The sequence below is a fragment of the Streptomyces sp. NPDC020422 genome, from assembly GCF_044386705.1.
Taxonomy (GTDB): Bacteria; Actinomycetota; Actinomycetes; order Streptomycetales; family Streptomycetaceae; genus Streptomyces.
The window spans coordinates 307,348-330,829 of record NZ_JBIRVJ010000007.1; the positions used below are offsets into that span (position 1 = coordinate 307,348).

General features: G+C 73.7%; 22 protein-coding genes and 1 pseudogene. 16 read left to right on the plus strand and 7 right to left on the minus strand.

Translation table 11 applies throughout. The annotated features are described in order from the left end of the window. Positions 1–68 precede the first annotated feature (68 nt). The gene (locus ACH414_RS21005) at positions 69–377 is read left to right on the plus strand and encodes a hypothetical protein (RefSeq protein ID WP_382536676.1); all 309 of its coding nucleotides are present in this window, start codon (positions 69–71) and stop codon (positions 375–377) included. Between the two features lie 106 nt (positions 378–483). On the opposite strand, the gene ACH414_RS21010 is transcribed toward ACH414_RS21005, so the two are convergent. Beyond that, positions 484–1,491 (minus strand): FAD-dependent oxidoreductase, encoded by a 1,008-nt coding sequence (locus ACH414_RS21010; protein ID WP_386567514.1) that lies wholly within the window; start codon positions 1,489–1,491, stop codon positions 484–486. A 207-nt stretch (positions 1,492–1,698) separates the two neighbouring features. On the opposite strand from ACH414_RS21010, the gene ACH414_RS21015 reads away from it, so the two are divergent. The 4 genes from ACH414_RS21015 to ACH414_RS21030 all read left to right on the plus strand — a co-directional run bounded on the left by ACH414_RS21015 (position 1,699) and on the right by ACH414_RS21030 (position 5,104). Then, on the plus strand, positions 1,699–2,235 hold the full coding sequence (locus ACH414_RS21015; protein ID WP_382536670.1) for a TrmH family RNA methyltransferase: 537 nt from the start codon (positions 1,699–1,701) through the stop codon (positions 2,233–2,235). An 81-nt stretch (positions 2,236–2,316) separates the two neighbouring features. After that, positions 2,317–3,954 (plus strand): ABC-F family ATP-binding cassette domain-containing protein, encoded by a 1,638-nt coding sequence (locus ACH414_RS21020; protein ID WP_382536667.1) that lies wholly within the window; start codon positions 2,317–2,319, stop codon positions 3,952–3,954. Next, the gene (locus ACH414_RS21025) at positions 3,954–4,700 is read left to right on the plus strand and encodes a 2-phosphosulfolactate phosphatase (RefSeq protein ID WP_382536664.1); all 747 of its coding nucleotides are present in this window, start codon (positions 3,954–3,956) and stop codon (positions 4,698–4,700) included. The genes ACH414_RS21020 and ACH414_RS21025 overlap by 1 nt, the downstream gene beginning before the upstream one ends. Beyond that, a complete protein-coding gene (locus ACH414_RS21030; RefSeq protein ID WP_382536662.1) occupies positions 4,697–5,104 on the plus strand; it encodes a hypothetical protein in 408 nt (135 codons plus the stop codon). The genes ACH414_RS21025 and ACH414_RS21030 overlap by 4 nt, the downstream gene beginning before the upstream one ends. A gap of 202 nt (positions 5,105–5,306) precedes the next feature. On the opposite strand, the gene ACH414_RS21035 is transcribed toward ACH414_RS21030, so the two are convergent. After that, positions 5,307–7,697 carry a Tex family protein gene (locus ACH414_RS21035; RefSeq protein ID WP_398942864.1) on the minus strand — a complete coding sequence of 797 codons (2,391 nt, stop codon included), beginning with the start codon at positions 7,695–7,697 and terminating at the stop codon, positions 5,307–5,309. A 149-nt stretch (positions 7,698–7,846) separates the two neighbouring features. Beyond that, positions 7,847–8,710: a hypothetical protein gene (locus ACH414_RS21040; protein WP_382536656.1), complete on the minus strand. Its 864-nt coding sequence runs from the start codon at positions 8,708–8,710 to the stop codon at positions 7,847–7,849. A gap of 134 nt (positions 8,711–8,844) precedes the next feature. Here ACH414_RS21040 and ACH414_RS21045 point away from each other — a divergent pair, with 134 nt between their 5' ends. Continuing rightward, positions 8,845–9,825 (plus strand): GlxA family transcriptional regulator, encoded by a 981-nt coding sequence (locus tag ACH414_RS21045; RefSeq protein ID WP_382536653.1) that lies wholly within the window; start codon positions 8,845–8,847, stop codon positions 9,823–9,825. Between the two features lie 40 nt (positions 9,826–9,865). After that, complete coding sequence (locus ACH414_RS21050) at positions 9,866–10,510, plus strand: DJ-1/PfpI family protein (RefSeq protein ID WP_398942867.1); 645 nt, start codon at positions 9,866–9,868, stop codon at positions 10,508–10,510. Positions 10,511–10,520: 10 nt separating this feature from the next. Here the strand turns inward: ACH414_RS21050 and ACH414_RS21055 are convergent, their stop codons facing one another. Beyond that, positions 10,521–11,264 (minus strand): enoyl-CoA hydratase/isomerase family protein, encoded by a 744-nt coding sequence (locus ACH414_RS21055; protein ID WP_382536647.1) that lies wholly within the window; start codon positions 11,262–11,264, stop codon positions 10,521–10,523. 231 nt (positions 11,265–11,495) lie between these two features. Between ACH414_RS21055 and ACH414_RS21060 the strand changes: the two are divergent. Beyond that, positions 11,496–11,942: pseudogene (locus tag ACH414_RS21060) on the plus strand (ATP-binding protein); the annotation flags it as partial. Positions 11,943–12,042: 100 nt separating this feature from the next. Here the strand turns inward: ACH414_RS21060 and idi are convergent. From idi to ACH414_RS21075, 3 genes are all read right to left on the minus strand, one after another. Beyond that, positions 12,043–12,651, minus strand: coding sequence for an isopentenyl-diphosphate Delta-isomerase (gene idi / locus ACH414_RS21065; RefSeq protein WP_382536644.1), 609 nt, complete (start codon positions 12,649–12,651; stop codon positions 12,043–12,045). A gap of 141 nt (positions 12,652–12,792) precedes the next feature. Next, positions 12,793–14,067: a GNAT family N-acetyltransferase gene (locus ACH414_RS21070; protein ID WP_386567499.1), complete on the minus strand. Its 1,275-nt coding sequence runs from the start codon at positions 14,065–14,067 to the stop codon at positions 12,793–12,795. A gap of 170 nt (positions 14,068–14,237) precedes the next feature. Then, complete coding sequence (locus tag ACH414_RS21075; RefSeq protein WP_382536638.1) at positions 14,238–15,179, minus strand: cation diffusion facilitator family transporter; 942 nt, start codon at positions 15,177–15,179, stop codon at positions 14,238–14,240. A 393-nt stretch (positions 15,180–15,572) separates the two neighbouring features. Between ACH414_RS21075 and ACH414_RS21080 the strand changes: the two genes are divergently transcribed. From ACH414_RS21080 to ACH414_RS21115, 8 genes are all read left to right on the plus strand, one after another. Next, positions 15,573–17,378, plus strand: a complete 1,806-nt coding sequence (locus ACH414_RS21080; RefSeq protein ID WP_382537371.1) for a DUF5941 domain-containing protein — start codon at positions 15,573–15,575, stop codon at positions 17,376–17,378. Then, positions 17,375–18,127, plus strand: coding sequence for a sugar phosphate nucleotidyltransferase (locus ACH414_RS21085; RefSeq protein ID WP_382536635.1), 753 nt, complete (start codon positions 17,375–17,377; stop codon positions 18,125–18,127). Before ACH414_RS21080 ends, ACH414_RS21085 begins: the two co-directional genes overlap by 4 nt. Beyond that, positions 18,115–19,176 (plus strand): iron-containing alcohol dehydrogenase family protein, encoded by a 1,062-nt coding sequence (locus tag ACH414_RS21090; protein ID WP_382536632.1) that lies wholly within the window; start codon positions 18,115–18,117, stop codon positions 19,174–19,176. The genes ACH414_RS21085 and ACH414_RS21090 overlap by 13 nt, the downstream gene beginning before the upstream one ends. Next, positions 19,154–19,933, plus strand: a complete 780-nt coding sequence (locus ACH414_RS21095) for a CDP-alcohol phosphatidyltransferase family protein (RefSeq protein ID WP_382536629.1) — start codon at positions 19,154–19,156, stop codon at positions 19,931–19,933. The genes ACH414_RS21090 and ACH414_RS21095 overlap by 23 nt, the downstream gene beginning before the upstream one ends. 11 nt (positions 19,934–19,944) lie before the next feature. After that, complete coding sequence (locus tag ACH414_RS21100; RefSeq protein ID WP_382536626.1) at positions 19,945–20,829, plus strand: glycosyltransferase family 2 protein; 885 nt, start codon at positions 19,945–19,947, stop codon at positions 20,827–20,829. Between the two features lie 53 nt (positions 20,830–20,882). Beyond that, positions 20,883–21,812, plus strand: coding sequence for an ABC transporter permease (locus ACH414_RS21105; RefSeq protein ID WP_382536623.1), 930 nt, complete (start codon positions 20,883–20,885; stop codon positions 21,810–21,812). Next, positions 21,805–22,593, plus strand: a complete 789-nt coding sequence (locus ACH414_RS21110) for an ABC transporter ATP-binding protein (protein WP_382536620.1) — start codon at positions 21,805–21,807, stop codon at positions 22,591–22,593. Before ACH414_RS21105 ends, ACH414_RS21110 begins: the two co-directional genes overlap by 8 nt. A 149-nt stretch (positions 22,594–22,742) precedes the next feature. Beyond that, the gene (locus tag ACH414_RS21115; protein ID WP_391767915.1) at positions 22,743–23,426 is read left to right on the plus strand and encodes a TetR/AcrR family transcriptional regulator; all 684 of its coding nucleotides are present in this window, start codon (positions 22,743–22,745) and stop codon (positions 23,424–23,426) included. The last annotated feature ends 56 nt before the right edge of the window (positions 23,427–23,482 follow it).

Genomic DNA, 23,482 nt, shown 5'->3' on the forward strand with positions numbered 1-23,482 from the left:
CGGTTTCTTGATCATTTCCGACTATGGTTACCGACCGGTATCGACCGTACCGATTTGGGAGTGATCACATGAAGATCGCGACGCCGCCGCGCCGCACCCTCACGGCTCTCGCCGCCACGACGCTGCTGGCCGGGGGCCTGCTGCTCGGACAGACGGTGACGGCCCCGACGGCCCAGGCCGCCGGGAAGACCGTCGTGTGCAACGTGCCGAAGATGCGCCAGCAGGCGCACGACCTGCGGGTCAAGGCGGCCAAGCTGCAGAACCTCGGCGCCCGGGCCGAGGCCCGCAAGGCGCGCGCCCAGGCCGACGCCCTCGACCGGAAGATCAAGGGCTGCCTCGACGCCGACGACCACGCCCAGAAGCCCTTCCCGCGCTGACGGGGGGAACGGCACGGACGCCCGCCCGGCCCACCGCCGGGCGGGCGTCGCCGCATCCGGGGACTCGGGGGGACTCGAAGGGGACTCGGGGGGGGGGCTTCCTCCGTCAGGCCCCGCAGACCAGCTCCGCCGCCCGGTCCGCGCACCCCCACGCGACCGTGACCCCCGCGCCGCCGTGCCCGTAGTGGTGCACCAGCAGCCCGCCGCCCGCCAGGGGCTCCGCCTCGATGCGCACCCCGCCCGCGCGCGCCGGGCGCAGCCCCACCCGGTGCCCCAGGATCCGGGCCCCGGCGATCTCGGGGCGGATCCGGGCACACCGCGCCACGATCGCCGCCGCGGTCGCCGGGTCGGGCTCCAGGTCCTCGGCCCCGTCCTGCGCGGTGCCGCCGAGGACCAGCCGCCCCGGCTGCGGGAAGAAGTACGTGGTCTCGTCGGCCGCCGCGTCCGCGGCCGTGAACCAGCTGTCCACGCCCGGGTTCTCGACCAGCACCAACTGCCCGCGCACCGGCCGCAGCCCGGAGTCGGAAGCCAGCTCCCGGGCCCCGAGCCCCGTGCAGTCCACGACCACCCGGGCCTCGGCCGCGGCCTCGGCGAAGCCCGGCCCCGTCACCGTGCGCCGCTCGAAGGAGCCGCCGAGCTCCTCGAACCGTGCCCGCAGCCAGGCCAGATGGACCGGCATGTCGATCAGCGGCAGCCGGGCGGCCAGCCCCACCTCGTACGGGCCGGGCACCTCGTCCGGCGCCAGCTGCCGCAGCCCCCCGAGCTCCTTCGCCCACGCGCCGAGCCCGTCGAGGACGGTGTCGGCGTGGACGCCCGGCACCAGGCGCACCCCCGTCGCCGCCGGCTCGGCTGCCAGCTCCTCGTAGACCCGGAGCGAGGCGAGCGACCAGCCGCCGACCTCCGCCGCCGGCTCGATCCGGTACGGCCACCACAGCGCGCCCGCCACCGCCGAGGTCGTCTCCGTCACCGCGTCCCGGGACCAGAGCCGGACCCGCAGCCCCCGCTCCACGAGCCGGATCGCCGTCGTCAGACCGACGACCCCGCCGCCCACCACGACCACACCGCCGTCACCGGCCCCGCCGTTGCCGTCGCCCTTGCTCCTGTCGCTGTCCATGGCGGGACCGTACCGACCCGCGGGCTCCGGCACGGGCGGAATTCGCTGGACGCGCGCACCGCCCGCGGGCGATCCTTCCCGGTGGCCGCTCCACCGGGAGCGCGCCGACCCGAGAGGCCCGGGCGAGCCGTGAATCGTCCCCACCGACATGGCCGACATGACCGCCGTCGCTTCGACGCAGAACCGGAGGTCCGTCCTCCCGCGCCGATGACCGGCCGGAAGGGCGCACCGCCCGCCATCCGCACCCGCACGCCCAAGGAGCTGCGCCGCGCCCGGCGCCCCCGGGCGCACGCCTGCTGGGACCACCTCTACGCGGCCCCGCTCTGGCCGCTGCACGGAGCGAACCTCGGCACCCTCGCCCGTACCTGCGACGCGGTCGGCGCCTGCCTGACCGTGCCCCGCTTCCCCTGGGTGCCGGAGGCCCTCGCCCGCGGCAACACCTTGCGCAGACCGCTGTGCACGCACTGGACCGGCGACCCCCTGGGCTGGCTCGCCCGACAGCGCGAGCGCGGCCTGCGGATCGTCGGGGTCGAGCTCGCCGACGAGGCCGTCCGCCTCGCCGACCTGCCCGCCGCCCGGCAGCCGACCGTCATGGTCCTCGGCCACGAGCAGACGGGCATCCCGCCCGAGGCCCTGGACCTGCTGGACGAGTGCGTCGAGATCCCCATGACCGGCACGGGAGCCTCCCTCAACGTCGCGGTCGCCGGTTCCCTGGCCCTCTACAAGCTGGCCGGACTGCTCTGACCGGCCCCGACCGGGGGCGGCCCGGCGCGGCCCCGGCCCCTCACCACGCCACCCCCGCCCTCGCCTAGGATTCATCTCCTGATGACTGCCACCCTCGTCGCCAAGAACCTCGCCGCCGGCCACGGCGACCGCTCCCTCTTCTCCGGGCTCGACCTCGTCGTCGCCCCCGGGGACGTCATCGGCCTCGTCGGGGTCAACGGCGCCGGGAAGTCCACCCTGCTGCGGCTGCTCGCGGGCCTCGACACCCCCGAGGACGGAGAGCTGCGCCTCTCGCCGCCGACCGCCACCGTCGGGCACCTCCCGCAGGAGCCGGAGCGGCGCGAGGGCGAGACCGTGCGCGCGTTCCTGGCCCGCCGGACCGGGGTCGCCGCCGCGCAGGCCGCGATGGACGAGGCCACCCAGGGCCTGGTCGACGGGACGCCCGGCGCCGACGACGCGTACGCCGTCAGCCTGGAGCGCTGGCTCGACCTCGGCGGCGCCGACCTCGACGAGCGGGCCGAGGAGGTGGCCGCCGCCCTCGGCCTCACCGTCGGTCTCGACCAGCCGATGACCGGGCTCTCCGGCGGCCAGGCCGCCCGCGCCGGCCTGGCCTCGCTGCTCCTGTCCCGCTACGACGTCTTCCTCCTCGACGAGCCCACCAACGATCTCGACCTCGAAGGCCTGGAACGGCTGGAGGCCTTCGTGCAGGGGCTGCGCGCCGGCACCGTCGTCATCAGCCACGACCGCGAGTTCCTCACCCGCACCGTCACCAAGGTCCTCGAACTCGACCTCGCCCAGCAGCAGATCACCCTCTACGGCGGTGGCTACGAGGCCTACCTGGAGGAGCGGGAGACGGCCCGCCGGCACGCCCGCGAGGACTACGAGGAGTACGCCGACAAGAAGGCCGCCCTGGAGGGGCGCGCCCTCATGCAGCGCAACTGGATGGACAAGGGCGTCCGCAACGCCCGCCGCAAGGCCACCGACAACGACAAGATCGGGCGCAAGCTGCGCGGCGAGGCCAGTGAGAAGCAGGCCGCGAAGGCCCGCCAGACCCAGCGCATGATCGAACGCCTCGACGTCGTCGACGAGCCCCGCAAGGAGTGGGAGCTGCGCATGGAGATCGCGACCGCCCCGCGCTCCGGCGCCGTCGTGGCCACGATGCGCGAGGCCGAGGTGCGCCGCGGCGACTTCTCCTTCGGGCCGGTCTCCCTCCAGATCGACTGGGCCGACCGCGTCGCGATCACCGGCGCCAACGGGGCCGGCAAGTCGACCCTGCTCGCCGCCCTCCTCGGCCGGCTGCCGCTGGACGCGGGCGACTCGGTCCTCGGCCCGGGCGTCGTGGTCGGCGAGGTCGACCAGGCCCGCAAGCTGTTCCACGGCACCGAGACCCTGCTCGAGGCCTTCTGCGCGGCCGTCCCCGACACCGAGCCCGCCGACGTCCGCACCCTGCTCGCCAAGTTCGGCCTCAAGGCCGAGCACGTGCTGCGGCCCGCCACCACCCTCTCGCCCGGCGAGCGCACCCGCGCCGCCCTCGCCCTGCTCCAGGGCCGCGGGGTCAACCTGCTCGTCCTGGACGAGCCGACCAACCACCTGGACCTGCCGGCGATCGAGCAGCTGGAGTCCGCCCTCGACTCGTACACCGGCACGCTGCTCCTCGTCACCCACGACCGGCGGATGCTGGACGCGGTCCGCACGACCCGCCGGATCGAGGTCGCGGACGGCAAGGTGACCGAGCTCTGATGCCGGCCGGCCAGGGCGTCTCCTTCGGCTGGGGCCCCGTCGAGGCCCGGGTCCTGGCCCCGGCCGCCGCCTGTGTGGTCGTCGTGGACGTGCTGTCCTTCACCACGACCGTCGGCGTCGCGGTCGAGGGCGGCAGCGCCGTGTACCCGTACCGGTGGCGGGACGGGACCGCCGTCGCCTACGCGCGCGAGCGGGACGCCGCCCTCGCCGTCGGGCGGCGCGAGACGACCGGGACGCACCCGTGGTCGCTCTCCCCGGCCGCGCTGCGCTCCGCCCCCGCGCCCGCCCGACTGGTGCTGCCCTCCCCGAACGGCTCCACGATCGCGGTGGAGGCCGCGGCCGGGCAGGCCGTCGTGGTCGCCGCCTCGCTGCGCAACCGCACCGCCGTCGCCCACTGGCTCGCCGCCCGCGGCTACGGCACCGCCGAGCGCCCGCTCGCCGTCGTCGCCTCGGGGGAGCGGTGGCCCGACGGCTCGCTCCGGCCCGCCCTGGAGGACCAGCTGGGCGCGGGCGCGGTGCTCGCCGCGCTGCGCGCGGCCGGGCCGCACACCCTGACGCCCGAGGCGACCGCGGCGGCCACGCTGTGGGACGCCGCGGAGGACCCGGTCGCCGCCTTGCGGGGCTGCGACTCGGGCCGTGAACTGTACGAGTACGGCTATCCGCAGGACGTGGAGGTGGCCGCGGAGATCGACGCGTCGGCCACGGTCCCCGTGCTCGTGGACGGCGCATTCCAGGAGGCACCATGACCGACGACGACCGCGTGACCCGGCTGATCGCGATGCTCGACGACCTCGAGGCCGACGTCGACGAGACCATCGACCTGGCCGACGCCATCGCGGCGAGCGGCGACCTCGGGCTGCTCCCGCGTCTGGAGTCCGAGCTCGACCGCGCGGTCGCGGACCGCAACTCCTACGCGCGCGAACTCCTCGGCGGCGTCGTCGCGGCCCTCGGCGGTCCCGAGCGCCTCCCGCTCCTGGTCCGCGCCTCCGCCGTCGACCTGGGCGACGACCAGGACGGACTGGCCGCCGAGATCGTCGACCTCGTCCAGGCCGACCCGAAGACGGCCCAGCGCCTGCTCCAGCCGCTGACGGAGGACGACGACCTGTCGGTCGCGAACCGGGCGGACTGGGCCCTGCGCTTCCTGCCGTAGCGCCGCAGCGGTAGCGCCGCAGTGCTATGTGCGGCAGCGCCCGGTTCCGCGGCGTTCGGTTCCGCGGCGCCGGGGCGCCGTGGCGTCCCCACCAGGCGGTAACGCCGCAGGACGGGGTCGCCCCGACGGCCCCTGGACCCCGCGCGCGGCACGCGCGGAGCCCGGCGCCGAGGAGCGCCGGGCCCCGCGCGCCGGCGGTGCGTCAGCGCCGGCCGCGCCGGCCGTCGCCGCCCTCGTTGAGCAGGCCCGCCTTGCGCAGGGCGTCCGCCATCGCGCTGTTGGAGGGGGCCGGAGCCGAGCCCTGGGACTGGCCGCGGCGCTGCTGCGGCGGTCGCCCTCCGCGCTCGCCCCGGTCGCGGCGCTCGCCGCGGTCCCGCTTGGGGCCGGACGACGCGGCGGGTTCCGGCGTCGCCTCGTCGTCGAGGCGCAGCGTCAGCGAGATGCGCTTGCGCGGGATGTCGACGTCCAGGACCTTCACCCGCACCACGTCGCCCGGCTTCACCACGTCCCGCGGGTCCTTGACGAAGTTCTTCGACATGGCGGAGACATGGACCAGGCCGTCCTGGTGGACGCCGATGTCGACGAAGGCGCCGAAGGCGGCGACGTTGGTGACCACGCCCTCAAGGACCATCCCGGAGGCGAGGTCGCCGATCTTCTCGACGCCCTCCTTGAAGGTGGCGGTCTTGAAGGCGGGTCGCGGGTCGCGGCCCGGCTTCTCCAGCTCCTTCAGGATGTCGTTGACGGTGGGCAGACCGAAGGTCTCGTCCACGAACGACTCGGCCCGCAGCGAGCGCAGCACGCTCGTGTTGCCGATCAGCGCGGCGACCTCGCCGCCCGCCGTCTTCACCATCCGCCGCACCACCGGGTACGCCTCGGGGTGCACGGCCGACGCGTCCAGCGGGTCGTCGCCGTCCCGGATGCGCAGGAAGCCCGCGCACTGCTCGTACGCCTTGGGGCCGAGCCGCGGCACGTCCTTCAGGGCGCGCCGGGAGCGGAAGGGGCCGTTGGCGTCGCGGTGGGCCACGATGTTCTCGGCGAGGCCCGCGCCGATCCCGGAGACCCGCGAAAGCAGCGGCGCGGAGGCCGTGTTGACGTCGACGCCGACGCCGTTCACACAGTCCTCGACGACCGCGTCCAGCGAGCGGGAGAGCTTCACCTCGGACAGGTCGTGCTGGTACTGGCCGACGCCGATCGACTTCGGGTCGATCTTCACCAGCTCGGCCAGCGGGTCCTGGAGCCGGCGCGCGATGGACACGGCGCCGCGCAACGACACGTCCAGGCCCGGGAGTTCCTGCGAGGCGAAGGCGGACGCGGAGTACACCGACGCGCCGGCCTCCGACACCATCACCTTGGTGAGTCCCAACTCCGGGTGCTTGGCGATGAGTTCACCCGCCAGCTTGTCCGTCTCGCGGGACGCCGTGCCGTTGCCGATGGCGACCAGCTCGACCGCGTGCTCCTTGGCCAGCCGGGCCAGCTTGGCGAGGGACTCGTCCCACCTGTTGGCCGGGACGTGCGGGTAGATCGTGTCGGTGGCGACGACCTTGCCGGTCCCGTCGACCACGGCCACCTTCACCCCGGTGCGGAAACCGGGGTCGAGACCCAGCGTCGCCCGGGTCCCGGCGGGCGCCGCGAGCAGCAGGTCCCGCAGGTTCGCCGCGAAGACCCGGACCGCCTCGTCCTCGGCGGCCGTGCGCAGCCGCAGCCGCAGGTCGATGCCGAGGTGCACCAGGATGCGGGTGCGCCAGGCCCAGCGGACCGTGTCCAGGAGCCACTTGTCGCCGGGGCGGCCCCGGTCGGCCACGCCGAAGCGGGCGGCGACGATGGGCTCGTACGAGGAGGACGCGGTGCCCGTCGGGCCCTCGACGGGCTCCTCGGGCTCCAGCTCCAGGCTGAGCACGTCCTCCTTCTCGCCGCGCAGCATCGCGAGGATCCGGTGCGAGGGCAGCGCCGTGAACGGCTCGGCGAAGTCGAAGTAGTCGGCGAACTTGGCGCCCGCCTCCTCGTTGCCCTCCCGCACCTTGGCGACGAGCCGGCCGCGGCTCCACATCCGCTCGCGCAGTTCGCCGATCAGGTCGGCGTCCTCCGAGAAGCGCTCGGCGAGGATCGCGCGTGCGCCCTCCAGGGCCGCCGCCGGGTCGGCGACGCCCTTGTCCGCGTCCACGAACGCGGCGGCCGCGGCGAGCGGCTCCACGGACGGGTCGCCGAGCAGCCCCTCCGCGAGCGGTTCGAGACCGGCCTCGCGGGCGATCTGCGCCTTCGTCCGCCGCTTCGGCTTGAACGGCAGATAGATGTCCTCCAGCCGTGCCTTGGTGTCGGCGGCGAGGATCTGCGCCTCGAGCTCGGGGGTGAGCTTGCCCTGCTCCCGTACGGAGTCGAGGACGGCGCCGCGCCGGTCCTCCAGCTCGCGCAGGTACCGCAGCCGCTCCTCCAGCGTGCGCAGCTGCGCGTCGTCGAGCATATCGGTCGCTTCCTTGCGGTAGCGCGCGATGAACGGCACGGTCGAACCGCCGTCCAGCAGTTCGACGGCCGCCTTCACCTGTCGCTCGCGTACGCCGAGCTCCTCGGCGATCCTTGCCTCGATGGACGTCGTCACGATGTCCGACCCGCCTTCTCGTGCCTCTGGGTTGCGGATGCATTCTGCCGGGTCGCCCACCCGCACGCGGCAACCGACCCGCCCCTGGGCCGCGTGCGGGAAAGCGGCGCGCCGCCCTCCGGGCGGCCGGCGCCGCCTTCCGGAGCGTCCTACGCCTTGCCCATCAGGTCGTCCGGGAACGCGCCGGCGCCCACCACCGCCACCAGGAAGCCCTTCGTCAGCTCGGTGAGCCGGGCCACCCCGTCCGCGCCCAGGAGCTCGTAGGGGGCGGCGTCCAGGCGGTCCGTCTCCTCCTCCAGGCCCTCGCGCAGGGCCGTGCCCGCGCTCGTCAGCTCGCCCTCGGCGTCGAGCAGCCCGCGCCCGCGCAGGCGTTCCACGGCCGCGTCCCAGTCCGCGCGCTGCCAGCCGCGGGTCCTGAGCAGCCAGCGCGGGGCCATGCCCCTGCCGGTCGCGGTGTGGCTGACGAGCGCCTCCACGGGGTCGAGCCCGGCGGCCAGCAGGGCCGTCAGGTGTCCGTCGCCGCGGTGCTCGCGCAGCAGCGTCGTCGCGTGCCACAGGCGCAGGTGCGGGGCGTCGGGGACGGGCAGGTCGGCGTTGCCGGAGTACAGCGGGCGGGCGTGCCGGGTGCAGCCCTCGGTGGCGCGCAGGGCGAGTTCGGCCGCCTCCGCCATCTCGGGCGAGTCGAGGGCCTCCGCGCCGAGCAGCCGGCGCAGGGTGGTGTCCATGACCCGCAGCCGGGCGTCGAGCACGGCGGCGGGGGAGGCGGACTCCCAGACGGCCGGGAGGTGCCGGGCGAGCAGGTCGTGGTGGTAGTTGTAGAAGGTCGCGGCGACGGTTCCGGCGCCCACGGCGCCGAGCGGGGCGCTGCGCGCGGCCAGACGCCTGGCGTTGGGGTCCTCGATGCCGAGCTCCTTGAACTCGACGTCCAGATCGGGTGAGAAGAACAGCGGCGCGTGCAGCAGGTTGAGCTGGTGGGCGCAGCGGCGGCCCGCGAGGGGCGGCAGGTTCGTCATGCCGCGCACGTTACCTACCGGCCGGTACGGAGGGAACCGCGGGGCCCCCGGTCCCGTCCGCGCCGACCGGCGATGGCAGAAAAGGTGGGATCTTCGTCATTGCGGCCGTCCCGGGCCCGCCCAAGGATGGGATCATGCCCCAGCGACCCCGCCGCGTTGTCCTCTTCGTCCTCTTCGACGGCGTGCAGAGCCTCGACGTCACCGGGCCGATGGAGGTCTTCGCGGGCGCCGCGCGGGCGGCCGGCGGCCCGGAGGCCTACACCGTCCGCACCGCCTCCCTCGACGGGCGCCCGGTCCGCACCCACAGCGGACTGCGCCTGGTGCCCGACACCACCCTCGCCGAGGCCGTCGCCGGCGGCCCCCCGCACACCCTCCTCGTGCCCGGTGGCGAGGGCACCCGCCTCATGGACCCGGCCCTGGTCGACTGGCTGCGCACGCACGGCCCGCGGCCCGAGCGCCTGGTCTCCGTGTGCACGGGGGCGCTGCTGCTCGCCGAGGCGGGCCTGCTCGACGGGCGCCGGGCCACCACCCACTGGATCGCCTGCGAGCACCTCGCCCGCCGCCACCCCGCCGTGCTCGTGGACCCCGACCCGATCTTCGTACGGGACGGCCGGATCGCCACCTCGGCCGGGGTCACCGCGGGCATCGACCTCGCGCTCGCCCTCGTCGAGGAGGACCTGGGCCGGGACGTCGCCCTGACCGTCGCCCGCCACCTGGTCGTCTTTCTGCGCAGGCCCGGCAACCAGGCCCAGTTCAGCGCCCAGCTGGCCGCCCAGACCGCCCGGCGCGAGCCGCTGCGCGAACTCCAGCACTGGATCACCACGCACCCCGACCAGGACCTGTCGGTCGAGGCGCTCGCCGCCCGGGCCCGGCTGTCGCCCCGTCACTTCGCCCGCGCCTTCCAGGCCGAGACCGGCACGACCCCGGGCCGCTACGTGGACCGGGTCCGCCTGGAACACGCCCGACGGCTCCTGGAGGACACCACCCAGGGGGTCGAGGAGGTATCCCGCGCGGCCGGCTACGGCACGCCCGAGGCCATGCGCCGGGCCTTCCTCAAGGCCCTGGCCACCGCACCGGCGGAGTACCGCCGCCGCTTCCGCGCACCCGTCGACTGACCCGTACCGCACCGCAGTCCGCCCCGCGAAAGGGAACACCATGCAGATCGCCGTCGTCCTCTACGACCGCTTCACCTCCCTCGACGCCGTCGGCCCCTACGAGCTGCTCGCCCGACTGCCCGGAGCCGAGACCGTCTTCGTCGCCAAGGAGGCGGGCCCGGTCAGGAACGACCAGGACAGCCTCGCGCTCGTCGCCGACCGGACGCTCGCCGAGGTGCCGCGCCCCGACATCGTCCTGGTCCCCGGCGGCCCCGGCTCCCAGGCGGCCATGGAGGACCCGGAGCTCCTCGCCTGGCTGCGCACCGCCGACGCCACCAGCACCTGGACCACCTCGGTCTGCACCGGCTCGCTGGTCCTGGCCGCGGCGGGACTCCTGGAGGGCCGCCGCGCCACCAGCCACTGGCTCGCCCTGGAGGAGCTGAGGCCGTTCGGCGCCGAGCCCACCGGCGAGCGGGTGGTCTTCGACGGCAAGTACGTCACGGCCGCCGGCGTCTCCTCCGGCATCGACATGGCGCTGCACCTGCTCGGCCGGATCGCCGGCGACGCGGCCGCGCAGACGGTCCAGCTGCTCACCGAGTACGACCCGCAGCCGCCGTACGACGCGGGCTCCCCGGACAAGGCCCCGGCCTCGATCGTCGCCCACTGGCGCGGCCGGTCCGAGAGGGTCCTGGTCCAGGAGGGCTAGCACCTGGGCGTCAGAGCCCGTAGGTGAAGCGCGGCGCGCGGCGTTCCAGGAAGGCGGCGACTCCCTCGGCGGTCTCGTCGCTGCCGCGCGCCTGCTCGGCCCAGTGGGCGTCCCGGTCGGTCCGCCCGTTCGCGAACTCCTTCGCCGCGGCCTGGGTGAGCAGCGAGCGGGAGACGAGGGTGCGGGTGAACTCGGCGACCCGCTTGTCCAGTTCGCCCGCCGGGTGCACCTCGTCGACGAGCCCGGTGCGCAGCGCGCGCCCGGCGTCGACCAGTTCGCCGGAGAACAGCAGGTGCTTGGCGGCCGAGGGGCCCACCAGGGCGGCGAGCCGCCGGGTGGAGGAGGACGGGTAGACGATGCCCAGCTTCGCCGGGGTGACCCCGAACCGGGCGCCCTCCTCGGCGAAGCGCAGGTCGCAGGCGGCGGCGAGCTGGCTGCCGCCGCCCACGCAGAAGCCGCGGACGGCCGCCAGGGTCGGCTTGGGGAAGGCGGCGAGCGCCTCCTCGGCCCGCACCGCCAGCGCCTGCTGCTCGTCGCCCGGCTCGCGCAGGGTGGAGATGTCGGCCCCGGCGCAGAAGGTCTCGCCGGCGCCGGTCAGGACGAGCGCGCGGACGGCCGGGTCGGTGGCGAGCGGGGCGAGCAGCTCCGGCAGCGCCCGCCACATCCCGGCGGTCATGGCGTTGCGCTTGGCCGGGTTGGCGATGACGACGGTGGCGACCTCGTCGGCGACGGTGACGGTCAGCTGGGGCTCCATGCGCCGGATGCTATCCGGGCGGGAGTATCGTCACATCGGCGCACCCTGGGCGCCGGCGCGGAAGGCGTCAGCGAAGGGACAAGACCGGTCGAACAACTGACGTTGGCATACTCACCCGATCAGAACCTGGTCGATAGGTGTCGACTTCTGGTCAGTAGCCCGGTGGGTGCCGATGGATTACCAAGACTCGACCTCGTGGCGACAATCGAGCACGAGGGCGGGAGCCGGATGATGGAGAGCCGCGGGAGCGTCCCCGCCCGGCCACCGTCCTACGAAGGGGTCTGGCGCTTCACCGCTCCCGCGGTCGACGTCTCCGTGCCGCAGGCACGGCACGCGGTACGCGATCTGCTGGCCCGGCAGGCCGTACCGGTCCACGAGGACACCCTCCAGGGGTTGCTCCTCATCGTTTCCGAGCTGGTCACCAACGCGGTCAAGCACGCCGCGCTGCTCTCCCCGGAGATAGCGGTGGAGGTGGCGATCGGGGCGGAGTGGATCCGGGTGTCCGTCGAGGACAACCATCCCTACCGCCCCAAGGCGCTGGAGGCCGACTGGGGCCAGACCGGCGGCCGCGGCCTGCTCCTGGTGCGCGAGGTCGCGCGGGAGTCGGGCGGCGCCTGCGACGTGGAGCACACCGCGGGCGGCGGCAAGATCATCTGGGCGGCGCTGCCGCTGAACCCGTTCGTGCCGGGCCAGGCGCCGACGGGGCCGGTGGCCCACGGCATGACGGCGCCGGGCGCGCTGCCCGACGCCGTGCAAGCCGTACCGGGTCCCCCCGGGATCACCAGCCCCCGGCCTGACCCGTCAGCTCCCTGATCGCCGGACGCGCCGCGTCGAGCACCGTCATGAACCAGGCGGAGAACGGCGCGGACGCGTGGCGCTCGGCCAGCTCGGCCGCGGTCACGAAGGCGGTCTCACCGACCTCCTCCGGATCCGGCCGCAGTCCGGCCTGCACCAGACCGACGAAGAGGTGGTTGAACTCCTGCTCCACCAGTCCCGATGCCGGGTCCGGGTGGTTGTAGCGGACCGTGCCCGCCTCGGCGAGCAGCGAGGGGGAGACGCCCAGCTCCTCGTACGTGCGCCGGGCGGCCGCCGCGAACGGCGCCTCGCCCGGGTACGGGTGGCCGCAGCAGGTGTTCGACCAGACGCCGGGGGAGTGGTACTTGCCGAGCGCGCGCTGCTGGAGCAGCAGCCGGCCCGACTCGTCGAAGAGGAAGACCGAGAAGGCGCGGTGCAGCTGCCCCGGCGCCTGGTGCGCGGCGAGCTTCTCCGCCGTGCCGATCGTGACGCCGTCCTCGTCGACCAGTTCGAGCATGATCGACGCGTCGGCCGCGGTCGGCTGCGCGCCGTTCGACGAGCTGTGGTCCACGGTGGCTGATGTGGTCGGCATACCCATCCTTCGCTTCGGTCCTCGCCCTCGCGGGGCCACCTCAGTCTGCCGTACAAAAGCGGCTTGTCCGTACTTCGGCGGCCTGACATGACCGCTCCCACCACACCGGAGTACACCGGCGCGGCGGGAGCGGCCGGGGCGTCAGACCCCGAAAGCCGCCGGATACGAGATCGTGCCCCTGGTCACGGGGCCGGAACCGTCCAGGTCGAGGGCCATCATCGCCTCGTCCGGAACCTCGAAGGTCGGCCGGATTCCATATGCGGACGCACGTACGAACCCGAACCGCGGGTAGTACTCCGGATGGCCGAGCACCAGCACGAGCCGCTCCCCGCGCAGCCGTGCCGCGTCGAGCACCGCCCGGACGACGGCCTGCCCGGCGCCGGTGCGCTGGTACCCGGGCGCCACCGCGACCGGCGCCAGGGCGGCGGCCGGGACCCCGTCCACGTGGCAGCGGGTGATCAGCGCGTACGCGGCGACCGTGCCGTCCGGTGCCTCGGCGACGTAGCCCAGCCCCGGCAGCCACGCGTCCGGGTCCGCGCGCAGGGCGTCCACGAGCCCCGCCTCCGCCGGGGTGGGGAAGGCCGCCGCGTTGATCTCCCGTACCCGGGGGACGTCGGCCGCGGTCTCCGGCCGGGTCCGCCACCTCGGGTCGGCGGCGCGCAGCGCGAAGCCGGCGTATCCGTACTCGCCGCCGTGCTCGCGGCGCAGCGCGATCTCGGCGCGGGCCCCGGCCACCGCCTCGGCCATGCCCGGCACCGACAGGTCGGCCGCGTCGGCGTGGGCGGCCAGCGGACCGTAGTACTCCTCCCAGTCGCCCTCGGGCTGCAGGACGGTGCCCAGGAGGTGGAAGCCGGCCCCGACGGCCGCCGCCGCGTTCCCGGCGACGGTACGGAGCCGGTAGTGCTCCTCCCAGAAGGCGCGGGCCACCGGGCCCGGCCGCTCGGTGGTCCACACGCACTCGGTGAGGACGAGGGTGCCGCCCGGGGCGAGCAGCCGGCGCCACTCGGCGAGCGCCCGGTCGAAGCCGATCACCCAGGCCGAGCTCTCGGCCCAGACCAGGTCGAAGGAGGCGTCGGGGAAGGCGTCGAGCGCGCCCATGTCGGCGCGCAGGGTGTGAACGCGCTCGTCGAGACCGCGCTCGGCGGCCGCCCGGCGCAGTTCGGCCAAGAACGGCTCGTGCAGGTCGACCGCGGTCACCTCGGCGCCCGCCTCCGCGGCGAGCACCAGCGCGGAGCGGCCCGGGCCGCAGCCCAGGTCGAGCACGCGCGGGCGCTCGGGAAGCGGGCCGGCCAGGCCGAGGAGCCGGCGGGTGGTGTCGTCGGAGCCGGGGCCCTGCCGCGGCAGGCCGTGGTGCAGGGCGAAGAAGGCGTCGTAGGACGCGGAGGTGTCGTGGAGCTTGCTGGTGTTGTCGGACAACGTGGGAAACCCTTGGATGAAGAGGGTCCCGGCCGACGGTGAGGTCAGGTCAGCCGGAGACCCGGAGGCTGAGGGACGACCGGGCGCTGCCGCTGCGGGCAGCCTCCATCGCGACGGTCATCAACCTCAGCTCCTCTCCCTGCTCACGTTCGACGGCACCAGGCTAACAGTCACAGGCAGAGCTTCGCCTCGTGTTCGGCGTGGCCGGCCGGCTCCAGCTGGAAGGTGCAGTGCTCCACGTCGAAGTGCGAGCCCAGGCAGCCCTGCAGGTCGTGCAGCATCTTCTCGTGGCCGATCGCGTCCAGGGTGTCCTGGCCCACGACCACGTGCGCCGAGAGCACCGGCATGCCCGAGGTGATGGTCCAGGCGTGCAGGTCGTGCACGTCCTCGACGCCCGGCAGGGCCAGGATGTGCGCCCGCACCTCCGCCATGTCCACCCCCTTGGGGGCCGCCTCCAGGAGCACGTCGAGGGTCTCCCGCAGCAGCTTCACCGTGCGCGGCACGATCATCAGGCCGATCACGATCGAGGCGATCGGGTCCGCGTACTGCCAGCCGGTGGCCAGGATGATGCCCGCCGCGACCAGCACCGTCACCGAGCCGAGGGCGTCGGCGAGGACCTCCAGGTAGGCGCCGCGGACGTTGAGGCTCTCCTTCTGGCCGCGCATCAGCAGCGACAGCGAGATGATGTTGGCCACCAGACCGATCACCGCGAAGACGATGGTCAGGCCGCCCTTGGTGTCGGCCGGCTCCATGAACCGCTGGATCGCCTCGTACAGCACGTAGCCGCCGACGCCCAGCAGCAGCAGACAGTTGGCGAGCGCGGCCAGGATCTCGGCCCTGGCGTAGCCGTAGGTGCGGTTGACCGACGGCGGCCGGTTGGCGAAGTGGATCGCGAGCAGCGCCATCCCGAGGCCGAGGGCGTCGGTCGCCATGTGGGCCGCGTCGGCGATCAGGGCGAGCGAGTCGGAGACGATCCCGCCCACGATCTCGACGACCATCACGGAGAGCGTGATGCCGAGTGCGATCCGCAGCCGGGCCCGATAGGCGGCGGCCGCGGTGCCGGTGGGCGGCGGCCCTCCGTGACTGTGCCCGTGGTCGTGTCCAGCCCCCATGCGATGGCCTCCAGGTCGGTCGTTCTCGGTGCCCCGATTCGCAAGTGAACTACGGGTGGGGGGTATGTGCAACACGGTACTGAACACCGTTGTCATATGCTCTGACCTGCGGTTATTCAGATCGCCTCCGATCCGGGCCGCGGTCGGACCCCGGGCGGTTTGTGGGGCAGGCCGCCGATCACCCATGATGATCTCCGCAGGACGCGGCGCACGCGCGGGGACGCGAGTGGGCCCGGGGGAGTCCGCACCGCGAAACCTCGGTGAACTCGCGCTTCCGTTCATCCGATAGCCTCAGCCGACGTGCCGCGCCCGGTGCCGGGCCGCACCGCCGCGCCCGGGGCCGTGCCGTGGGCCCCGCCGGCCCGTCCGTCAGCGCCAAGGAGTGAGTTCGTCCTGTCGACCGCCATCCTCACCGGTCCGCCGGTACCCGGATCGTCGCTCGACGCCGATCTGCGGTCCCTCGGCTTCCACGTCGAGGTCGCCTCCGGTCCCCACGAGACGAGCGAGCTGCTCGCCGCCGTGCCCGCCGGACAGCGCGTCGCCGTCGTGGACCCCCGTTTCGTCGGTCACCTCCACGCCCTGCGGCTGGCCCTCACGGACCCCCGCTTCCCCGCCGCCGCCGCGCCCGGCGCCCTCACCGCCCAGCCCGAGGCCCGCCCGGCCCTGGCCCGCGCGCTGGAGGCCGCCGCGACCGGCACCGCCGCCGGCGGCGCCCCGGGCACCGTCGTCGAGGGCCTCGCGGACACCCTCGCCGAGGCGCTCGACGCCGACGGCGTCGCCGTCCACCGGCCGGGGCTCGGCACCCTCGTGGCCGCCGTGCCGGCCGACCCCGAGGCCCGCCACCAGGCGCGTGCCGCCGTCGAGGCCGTCGACGAGGAAGCCGTACGGCTGCGCTCCGCGGTGAAGGCCCACGACGGGTTCTTCACCACCTTCTTCATCAGCCCGTACTCGCGCTACATCGCCCGCTGGTGCGCGCGCCGCGGACTGACCCCCAACCAGGTCACCACCGCCTCCCTGCTCACCGCGCTGATCGCGGCCGGCTGCGCCGCCACCGGCGAGCGCGGCGGGTACGTCGCGGCGGGCGTCCTGCTCCTGGTCTCCTTCGTGCTCGACTGCACCGACGGGCAGCTCGCCCGCTACTCCCTGCAGTACTCGACGATGGGCGCCTGGCTCGACGCCACCTTCGACCGGGCCAAGGAGTACGCCTTCTACGCCGGGCTCGCGCTCGGCGCCGCCCGCAACGGCGACGAGGTCTGGGCGCTCGCGCTCGGCGCGATGGTCCTGATGACCTGCCGGCACGTCGTGGACTTCTCCTTCAACGAGGCCAACGCCGGCGGCACGGCCACCGCCACCGCCCTCTCCAACAAGCTCGACGGGGTCGGCTGGACCGTCTGGGCCCGCCGCATGATCATCCTGCCGATCGGCGAGCGCTGGGCGATGATCGCCGTCCTCACGGCCGTCACCAGCCCCCGGACCGTCTTCTGGGCGCTGATCGTCGGCTGCGCCTTCGGCGCCTGCTACACCACCGCGGGCCGGCTGCTGCGCTCGCTGCGCCGCCGGGCGCCCCGCACCGAGGCGGCCGCCCGGGCGCTGGCCGCCCTCGCGGACTCCGGCCCGCTGGCCGAGCTCCAGGCGCGGCTGCTGCGCGGCCGGGCCGGCGCGGTCGGCCCCGTCCCCGCGGCCGCCCTCGGCGCCGCCCTGATGATCGCGGGCGCGCTGTACCTGCCGTTCGGCGACGTCCGGCTGATCGCCGTCGCGGTGCTCTACGTGATGGCGGCCGGCCTGGCCGTCTCCCGCCCCCTCACGGGGCCCCTGGACTGGCTGGTCCCGCCGCTCTTCCGGGCCGCGGAGTACGTCACGGTGCTGGTGCTGGCCGCCAAGGCCGACGCCGCCCAGGCGCTCCCCGCCGCATTCGGGCTGGTCGCGGCGGTCGCCTACCATCACTACGACACGGTGTACCGCATTCGCGGCGGCACCGGCGCGCCGCCGGCCTGGCTGGTGCGCACCGTCGGCGGCCACGAGGGACGCACGCTCGTGGTGGCCGTCATCGCCGCTCTGTCGGCGAACCGCGGCAACGACTTCACCTCGGCGCTCACCGCTCTCGCGGTCGCCGTCGCCCTCGTGGTCCTCGTGGAGTCCGTCCGCTTCTGGGTCTCCTCCGGAGCACCCGCCGTACACGACGAAGGAGAGACAGCATGATCGGCCTCGTACTGGCAGCCGGTGCCGGACGGCGACTGCGCCCCTACACCGAGACGCTTCCGAAGGCCCTCGTGCCCGTGTCCGGCGAGGGCACCGAGAACGAGCTGACCATCCTCGACGGGACGCTGAAGAACTTCGCCGAGATCGGCCTCACCGAGGTCGCGATCGTCGTCGGCTACCGCAAGGAGGCCGTGTACGCGCGCAAGGAGGCCCTGGAGGCCAAGTACGGCCTGCAGATCACCCTCGTCGACAACGACAAGGCCGAGGAGTGGAACAACGCCTACTCCCTGTGGTGCGCCCGTGAGGTCCTCAAGCGCGGTGTGATCCTCGCCAACGGCGACACCGTCCACCCGGTCTCGGTCGAGAAGACCCTCCTGGAGGCCCGCGGCAAGGGCCAGAAGATCATCCTCGCCCTCGACACGGTGAAGAAGCTCGCCGACGAGGAGATGAAGGTCATCGTCGAGGAGGGCAAGGGCGTCCAGCGCATCACCAAGCTGATGGACCCGCAGACCGCGACCGGCGAGTACATCGGCGTCACCCTCATCGAGGCCGAGGCCGCCGAGGAGCTGGCCGACGCCCTGAAGGCCACCTTCGAGCGCGACCCCGACCTGTACTACGAGGACGGCTACCAGGAGCTCGTCCACCGCGGCTTCACCGTCGACGTGGCGCCGATCGGCGACGTCAAGTGGGTCGAGATCGACAACCACGACGACCTGGCGAAGGGCCGTGACATCGCGTGCCAGTACTGACCCGGCTCATTCCCTCGCCGGTCGTCGTCGACATCCGCGGAGGAGCGCTGGACGACCTGTCCGCGCTCCTCGCGGACCAGCGGATCTCCAGCAACGGCCGGATCGCCGTCGCCATCAGCGGCGGCTCCGGCCTGAAGCTGCGTGACCGCTTCGCCCCCGAGCTCCCGGACGCCGACTGGTACCCGGTCGCGGGCGGCACCATCGACGAGGCCGTCAAGCTCGCCGACGCCATGCGCGGCAAGCGGTACGACGCGGTGGTGGCCCTCGGTGGCGGCAAGATCATCGACGTGACGAAGTACGCGGCGGCCCGGGTCGGCCTGCCGCTCGTCGCGATCGCCACCAACCTGTCGCACGACGGGATCTGCTCGCCGATCTCCACCCTGGACAACGACAACGGCCGGGGCTCCTACGGCGTGCCGACCCCGATCGCGCTCGTCATCGACCTCGACGTGATCCGCGACGCCCCGGCGCGCTTCGTGCGCTCCGGCATCGGCGACGCGATCTCCAACCTCTCCGCCATCGCCGACTGGGAGCTCTCCCACCGCGAGACCGGCGAGAAGGTCGACGGACTGGCCGCCGCCATGGCCCGCAGCGCGGGCGAGGCGGTGCTCCGGCACCCCGGCGGCGTCGGCGACGACGACTTCCTGGTCACCCTCTCCGAGGGCCTGGTGATGTCCGGCATCGCCATGTCCATCAGCGGGGACAGCCGCCCCTCCTCGGGCGCCTGCCACGAGATCAGCCACGCCTTCGACCTGCTCTACCCGACCCGCGCGGCCAGCCACGGCGAGCAGTGCGGCCTCGGCGCCGCCTTCGCCATGCACCTGCGCGGCGCCGTCGAGGAGTCCGCGCAGATGGTCGGCACCCTGCGGCGGCACGGCCTGCCCGTGTGCCCGCAGGAGATGGGCTTCACCGTGGACGAGTTCGTCCGGGCGGTGGAGTTCGCCCCGCAGACCCGGCCGGGACGCTTCACCATCCTCGAACACCTCGACCTGTCCACAGACCAGATCAGGGACGCGTACGCCGACTATGCAAAAGCCATCGGTAGCTGAGCTCCGCCCGGTCGTCCACCCCGCCGGGGTGAAGGACCGACGGAGCGGTGAACACTGGGGCGGCCGCCTCTACATGCGGGAGATCTCCCTGCGGATCACCCGGCACCTGGCGAACACCCGGGTGACGCCGAACCAGCTCACGTACCTGATGACCCTGGCCGGCGTGCTCGCCGCCCCCGCCCTGCTGATCCCCGGGATCACCGGGGCGGTGCTCGGCGTGGTCGCCGTCCAGCTCTATCTGCTGCTCGACTGCGTCGACGGCGAGCTGGCCCGCTGGAAGAAGCAGTACTCGCTGGCCGGTGTCTACCTCGACCGGGTGGGCGCGTACCTGTGCGACGCGGCCGTGCTCGTCGGCTTCGGCCTGCGCGCCGCCGATCTCTGGGGCAGCGGCCGGATCGACTGGCTGTGGGCCTTCCTCGGCACCCTCGCCGCGCTCGGCGCCATCCTGATCAAGGCCGAAACCGACCTCGTCGGGGTCGCCCGCCACCAGGGCGGGCTCCCGCCGGTCAAGGAGGCGGCCTCCGAGCCGCGCTCCTCCGGCATGGCGCTGGCCCGCCGGGCCGCCGGCGCGCTCAAGTTCCACCGCCTGATCCTCGGGATCGAGGCCTCCCTGCTGATCCTGGTCCTCGCGATCGCGGACCAGATCCGGGGCGACCTCTTCTTCTCGCGGCTCGGCGTCGCCGTGCTCGCCGGCATCGCGCTGCTGCAGACCGTGCTGCACCTGGTGTCGATCCTGGCCTCCAGCAGGCTGAAGTGAGGGCCGCCGCCATGACCGAGCCGATGAAGCTGGGCGCCGTCGTCATCACGATGGGCAACCGGCCCGACGACCTGCGGGCCCTGCTCGACTCGGTCGCCAAGCAGGAGGGCGAGCCGATCGAGGTCGTGGTCGTCGGCCAGGGCGTCGAGATCACCGACGTACCCGAGGGCGTCCGCACGGTCTGCCTGCCGGAGAACGTCGGCATCCCGGCCGGCCGCAACGTCGGCATCGAGGCCTTCGGCCCCGGCGGCACCGACGTCGACGCGCTGCTCTTCCTCGACGACGACGGTCTGCTCGCCAACACCGACACCGCGGAGCTGGTCCGCCAGGCCTTCACGGCCGATCCGAAGCTCGGCATCATCAGCTTCCGGATCGCCGACCCCGAGACCGGCCTCACCCAGCGGCGGCACGTGCCGCGGCTGCGGGCCTCGGACCCGATGCGCTCCTCGCGGGTGACCACCTTCCTCGGCGGTGCCAACGCGGTGCGCACCAAGGTCTTCGCCGAGGTGGGGGGTCTTCCCGACGCGTTCTTCTACGCGCACGAGGAGACCGATCTGGCCTGGCGGGCGCTCGACGCCGACTGGATGATCGACTACCGTTCCGACATGGTGCTGCTGCACCCCACCACCCCGCCGTCCCGGCACGCGACGTACCACTTCAACGTGGCCCGCAACCGTGTGTGGCTGGCGCGTCGCAACCTGCCCGCACCCCTGGTGCCGGTCTACCTCGGCGTCTGGCTGCTCCTCACCCTGGCACGGCGCCCCTCCGTACCCGCTCTCAAGGCCTGGTTCGGCGGTTTCCGGGAGGGCTGGACGGCCCCCTGCGGACCTCGGCACCCCATGAGGTGGCGTACGGTGTGGCGGCTGACCCGACTGGGTCGCCCGCCCGTGGTCTGACATCGTGGTACCCCCCTCTTGCCGCGCATCTTGAACACGAAAGTTTCCGACTTGTGAGTGACACATCCCAGGACGGTGGGGTCGTGACGAGCACCCGGCCCTCCGCAGACGACGGCCTGAGCCCGGCCGAGCTGGCCGCCAAGCACGGTCTCTCGGTCAGCGGCGCCCGGCCGGGGCTCGCGGAGTACGTCCGACAGCTGTGGGGCCGCCGCCACTTCATCCTGGCCTTCTCCCAGGCGAAGCTCACCGCGCAGTACAGCCAGGCGAAGCTCGGCCAGGTGTGGCAGGTGGTCACCCCCCTGCTCAACGCCCTCGTCTACTTCCTGATCTTCGGTCTGATCCTGGACGCCGACCGCGGCATGTCGCGGTCCGTGTACATCCCGTTCCTGGTGACGGGCGTCTTCGTGTTCACCTTCACCCAGAGCTCGGTGATGGCCGGCGTCCGGGCGATCTCCGGCAACCTCGGCCTGGTGCGGGCGCTGCACTTCCCGCGGGCCTCGCTGCCGATCTCCTTCGCGCTCCAGCAGCTCCAGCAGCTGCTGTTCTCGATGATCGTGCTGGTCCTCATCGCGGTCGCCTTCGGCAGCTACCCCTCGCTCAGCTGGCTGCTGCTCGTCCCGGCGCTCGTGCTCCAGTTCGTCTTCAACGCCGGCCTCGCCATGATCGTGGCGCGGATGGGCGCCAAGACCCCGGACCTGGCGCAGCTGATGCCGTTCATCATGCGCACCTGGATGTACGCCTCCGGCGTGATGTTCTCCATCCCGGTGATGCTGGAGGAACAGCCGGCCTGGATCGCCGACCTGCTCCAGTACAACCCGGCCGCGCTCCACATGGACCTGGTCCGGTTCGCCCTGATCGACGGCTACGGTGGAGCCAACCTTCCGCCGCACGTCTGGCTCGTGACCCTCGCCTGGTCCCTGGTGATCGGCGCGGGCGGCTTCGTCTACTTCTGGAAGGCCGAGGAGAGGTACGGCCGTGGCTGACCACGACACCGAGGGCCGGGTGCCCACCGTCATCGCGGACAACGTCCACATCGTCTACCGGGTCAACGGCGGGGGCGGCGGCAAGGGCAGCGCCACCGCGGCCCTGAGCCGCATCATCCGCCGCAAGAAGGGCGACGCCGAGCGCGGCGTGCGCAAGGTGCACGCGGTGCGGGGCGTCTCCTTCACCGCCTACCGCGGCGAGGCCATCGGCCTCATCGGCACCAACGGCTCCGGCAAGTCCACCCTGCTGCGCGCGATCGCGGGCCTGCTGCCCACCGAGAGCGGCAAGGTCTACACCGACGGCCAGCCCTCGCTGCTCGGCGTCAACGCGGCGCTGATGAGCGACCTGACCGGCGAGCGGAACGTGATCCTCGGTGGCCTCGCCATGGGCATGAGCCGCGACGAGGTGAAGAGCCGGTATCAGGACATCGTCGACTTCTCCGGGATCAACGAGAAGGGCGACTTCATCTCGCTCCCCATGCGGACCTACTCGTCCGGCATGGGCGCCCGGCTCCGCTTCGCCATCGCGGCCGCCAAGCAGCATGACGTCCTCATGATCGACGAGGCGCTCGCGACCGGCGACCGCAAGTTCCAGATCCGCTCCGAGGAGCGGATCCGCGAGCTGCGCAAGGAGGCCGGCACGGTCTTCCTGGTCAGCCACAGCAACAAGTCGATCAGGGACACCTGCGACCGGGTGCTCTGGCTGGAGAAGGGCGAGCTGCTCATGGACGGCCCGACCGACGAGGTCATCGCCGCCTACGAGCGCGAGACCGGCAAGTAGCCGCCCGCCCCGAAGGCACCCCTCGGCCGCCCCTCCGGTATGACCGGCGCGGGCGGCCGAGGCTTTTCCGGTGCCGCGGGCTGACGCTTTTTGCGCGTGGCGGGACCGCCCGGAATGTTCATGCGGTCAACATCGGGCAGGATGAGCACATGCCAGGGATCTCGGGAGGCAAGACCTACCACCACGGCGATCTGCGCAACGCCCTCATCTGCGCGGCCGTCGACCTCGCCACCGAAGGAGGCCCGGAACGGGTCGTGCTGCGCGAGGCCGCCCGACGGGTCGGCGTCTCGCCCACCGCCGCCTACCGGCACTTCGACGGCCGTGGCGAGCTCCTCGCCGCGGTCCGGGAGCATGCCCGCCGGGCTCTCGCCGACTCCATGGAGCGGGCCGCCCTCCGCGTCCCCGGCGCCGACGACCCGGCACTCGCCGCCGAGGCCCGGCTCGCCGCCCTCTGCCACGGCTACGTGGCCTTCGCCGTCGACCAGCCCGGCCTCTACCGGTCGGCCTTCAGCGCGCCCCGTACCGCCTCGGACGCCACCGTCGGCCACGGCGCCGCCCCGGGCCCCTCCGCCGGCGCCGACCCGGACGCCGAGGACGGCTGCTCCGACGTGCGCGCCTTCAGCCTGCTCACCGACGCCCTGGCCGCCCTCGCGGCCACCGCCCGCCCGCCGCGACCACCCCGCCCCGCGGCCGAGGCCGCCGCGTGGTCGGCCGTGCACGGACTGTCACTCCTGCTGCTCGAAGGGCCGCTGCGCCGGCTGCCGGCCCAGCGCCGGGCCGATGTCGTCGAGTCCACGCTCGCCATGGTGGTCTCCGGGACCCGCGCCGACTGACGGATCGGAACACGCCAACTGAGGCCGCGCGCGGGAAGGTTGACGACGCGCCGGTT

Coding starts and splice junctions, on each gene's coding strand:
- idi (WP_382536644.1), bottom strand. CDS start 12,651: ATGCCGACCACATCAGCCACCGTGGACCACAGCTCGTCGAACGGCGCG.
- ACH414_RS21085 (WP_382536635.1), top strand. CDS start 17,375: ATGATCGGCCTCGTACTGGCAGCCGGTGCCGGACGGCGACTGCGCCCC.
- ACH414_RS21100 (WP_382536626.1), top strand. CDS start 19,945: ATGACCGAGCCGATGAAGCTGGGCGCCGTCGTCATCACGATGGGCAAC.
- ACH414_RS21020 (WP_382536667.1), top strand. CDS start 2,317: ATGACTGCCACCCTCGTCGCCAAGAACCTCGCCGCCGGCCACGGCGAC.
- ACH414_RS21095 (WP_382536629.1), top strand. CDS start 19,154: ATGCAAAAGCCATCGGTAGCTGAGCTCCGCCCGGTCGTCCACCCCGCC.
- ACH414_RS21050 (WP_398942867.1), top strand. CDS start 9,866: ATGCAGATCGCCGTCGTCCTCTACGACCGCTTCACCTCCCTCGACGCC.
- ACH414_RS21115 (WP_391767915.1), top strand. CDS start 22,743: ATGCCAGGGATCTCGGGAGGCAAGACCTACCACCACGGCGATCTGCGC.
- ACH414_RS21030 (WP_382536662.1), top strand. CDS start 4,697: ATGACCGACGACGACCGCGTGACCCGGCTGATCGCGATGCTCGACGAC.
- ACH414_RS21040 (WP_382536656.1), bottom strand. CDS start 8,710: ATGACGAACCTGCCGCCCCTCGCGGGCCGCCGCTGCGCCCACCAGCTC.
- ACH414_RS21025 (WP_382536664.1), top strand. CDS start 3,954: ATGCCGGCCGGCCAGGGCGTCTCCTTCGGCTGGGGCCCCGTCGAGGCC.
- ACH414_RS21045 (WP_382536653.1), top strand. CDS start 8,845: ATGCCCCAGCGACCCCGCCGCGTTGTCCTCTTCGTCCTCTTCGACGGC.
- ACH414_RS21010 (WP_386567514.1), bottom strand. CDS start 1,491: ATGGACAGCGACAGGAGCAAGGGCGACGGCAACGGCGGGGCCGGTGAC.
- ACH414_RS21055 (WP_382536647.1), bottom strand. CDS start 11,264: ATGGAGCCCCAGCTGACCGTCACCGTCGCCGACGAGGTCGCCACCGTC.
- ACH414_RS21005 (WP_382536676.1), top strand. CDS start 69: ATGAAGATCGCGACGCCGCCGCGCCGCACCCTCACGGCTCTCGCCGCC.
- ACH414_RS21015 (WP_382536670.1), top strand. CDS start 1,699: ATGACCGGCCGGAAGGGCGCACCGCCCGCCATCCGCACCCGCACGCCC.
- ACH414_RS21075 (WP_382536638.1), bottom strand. CDS start 15,179: ATGGGGGCTGGACACGACCACGGGCACAGTCACGGAGGGCCGCCGCCC.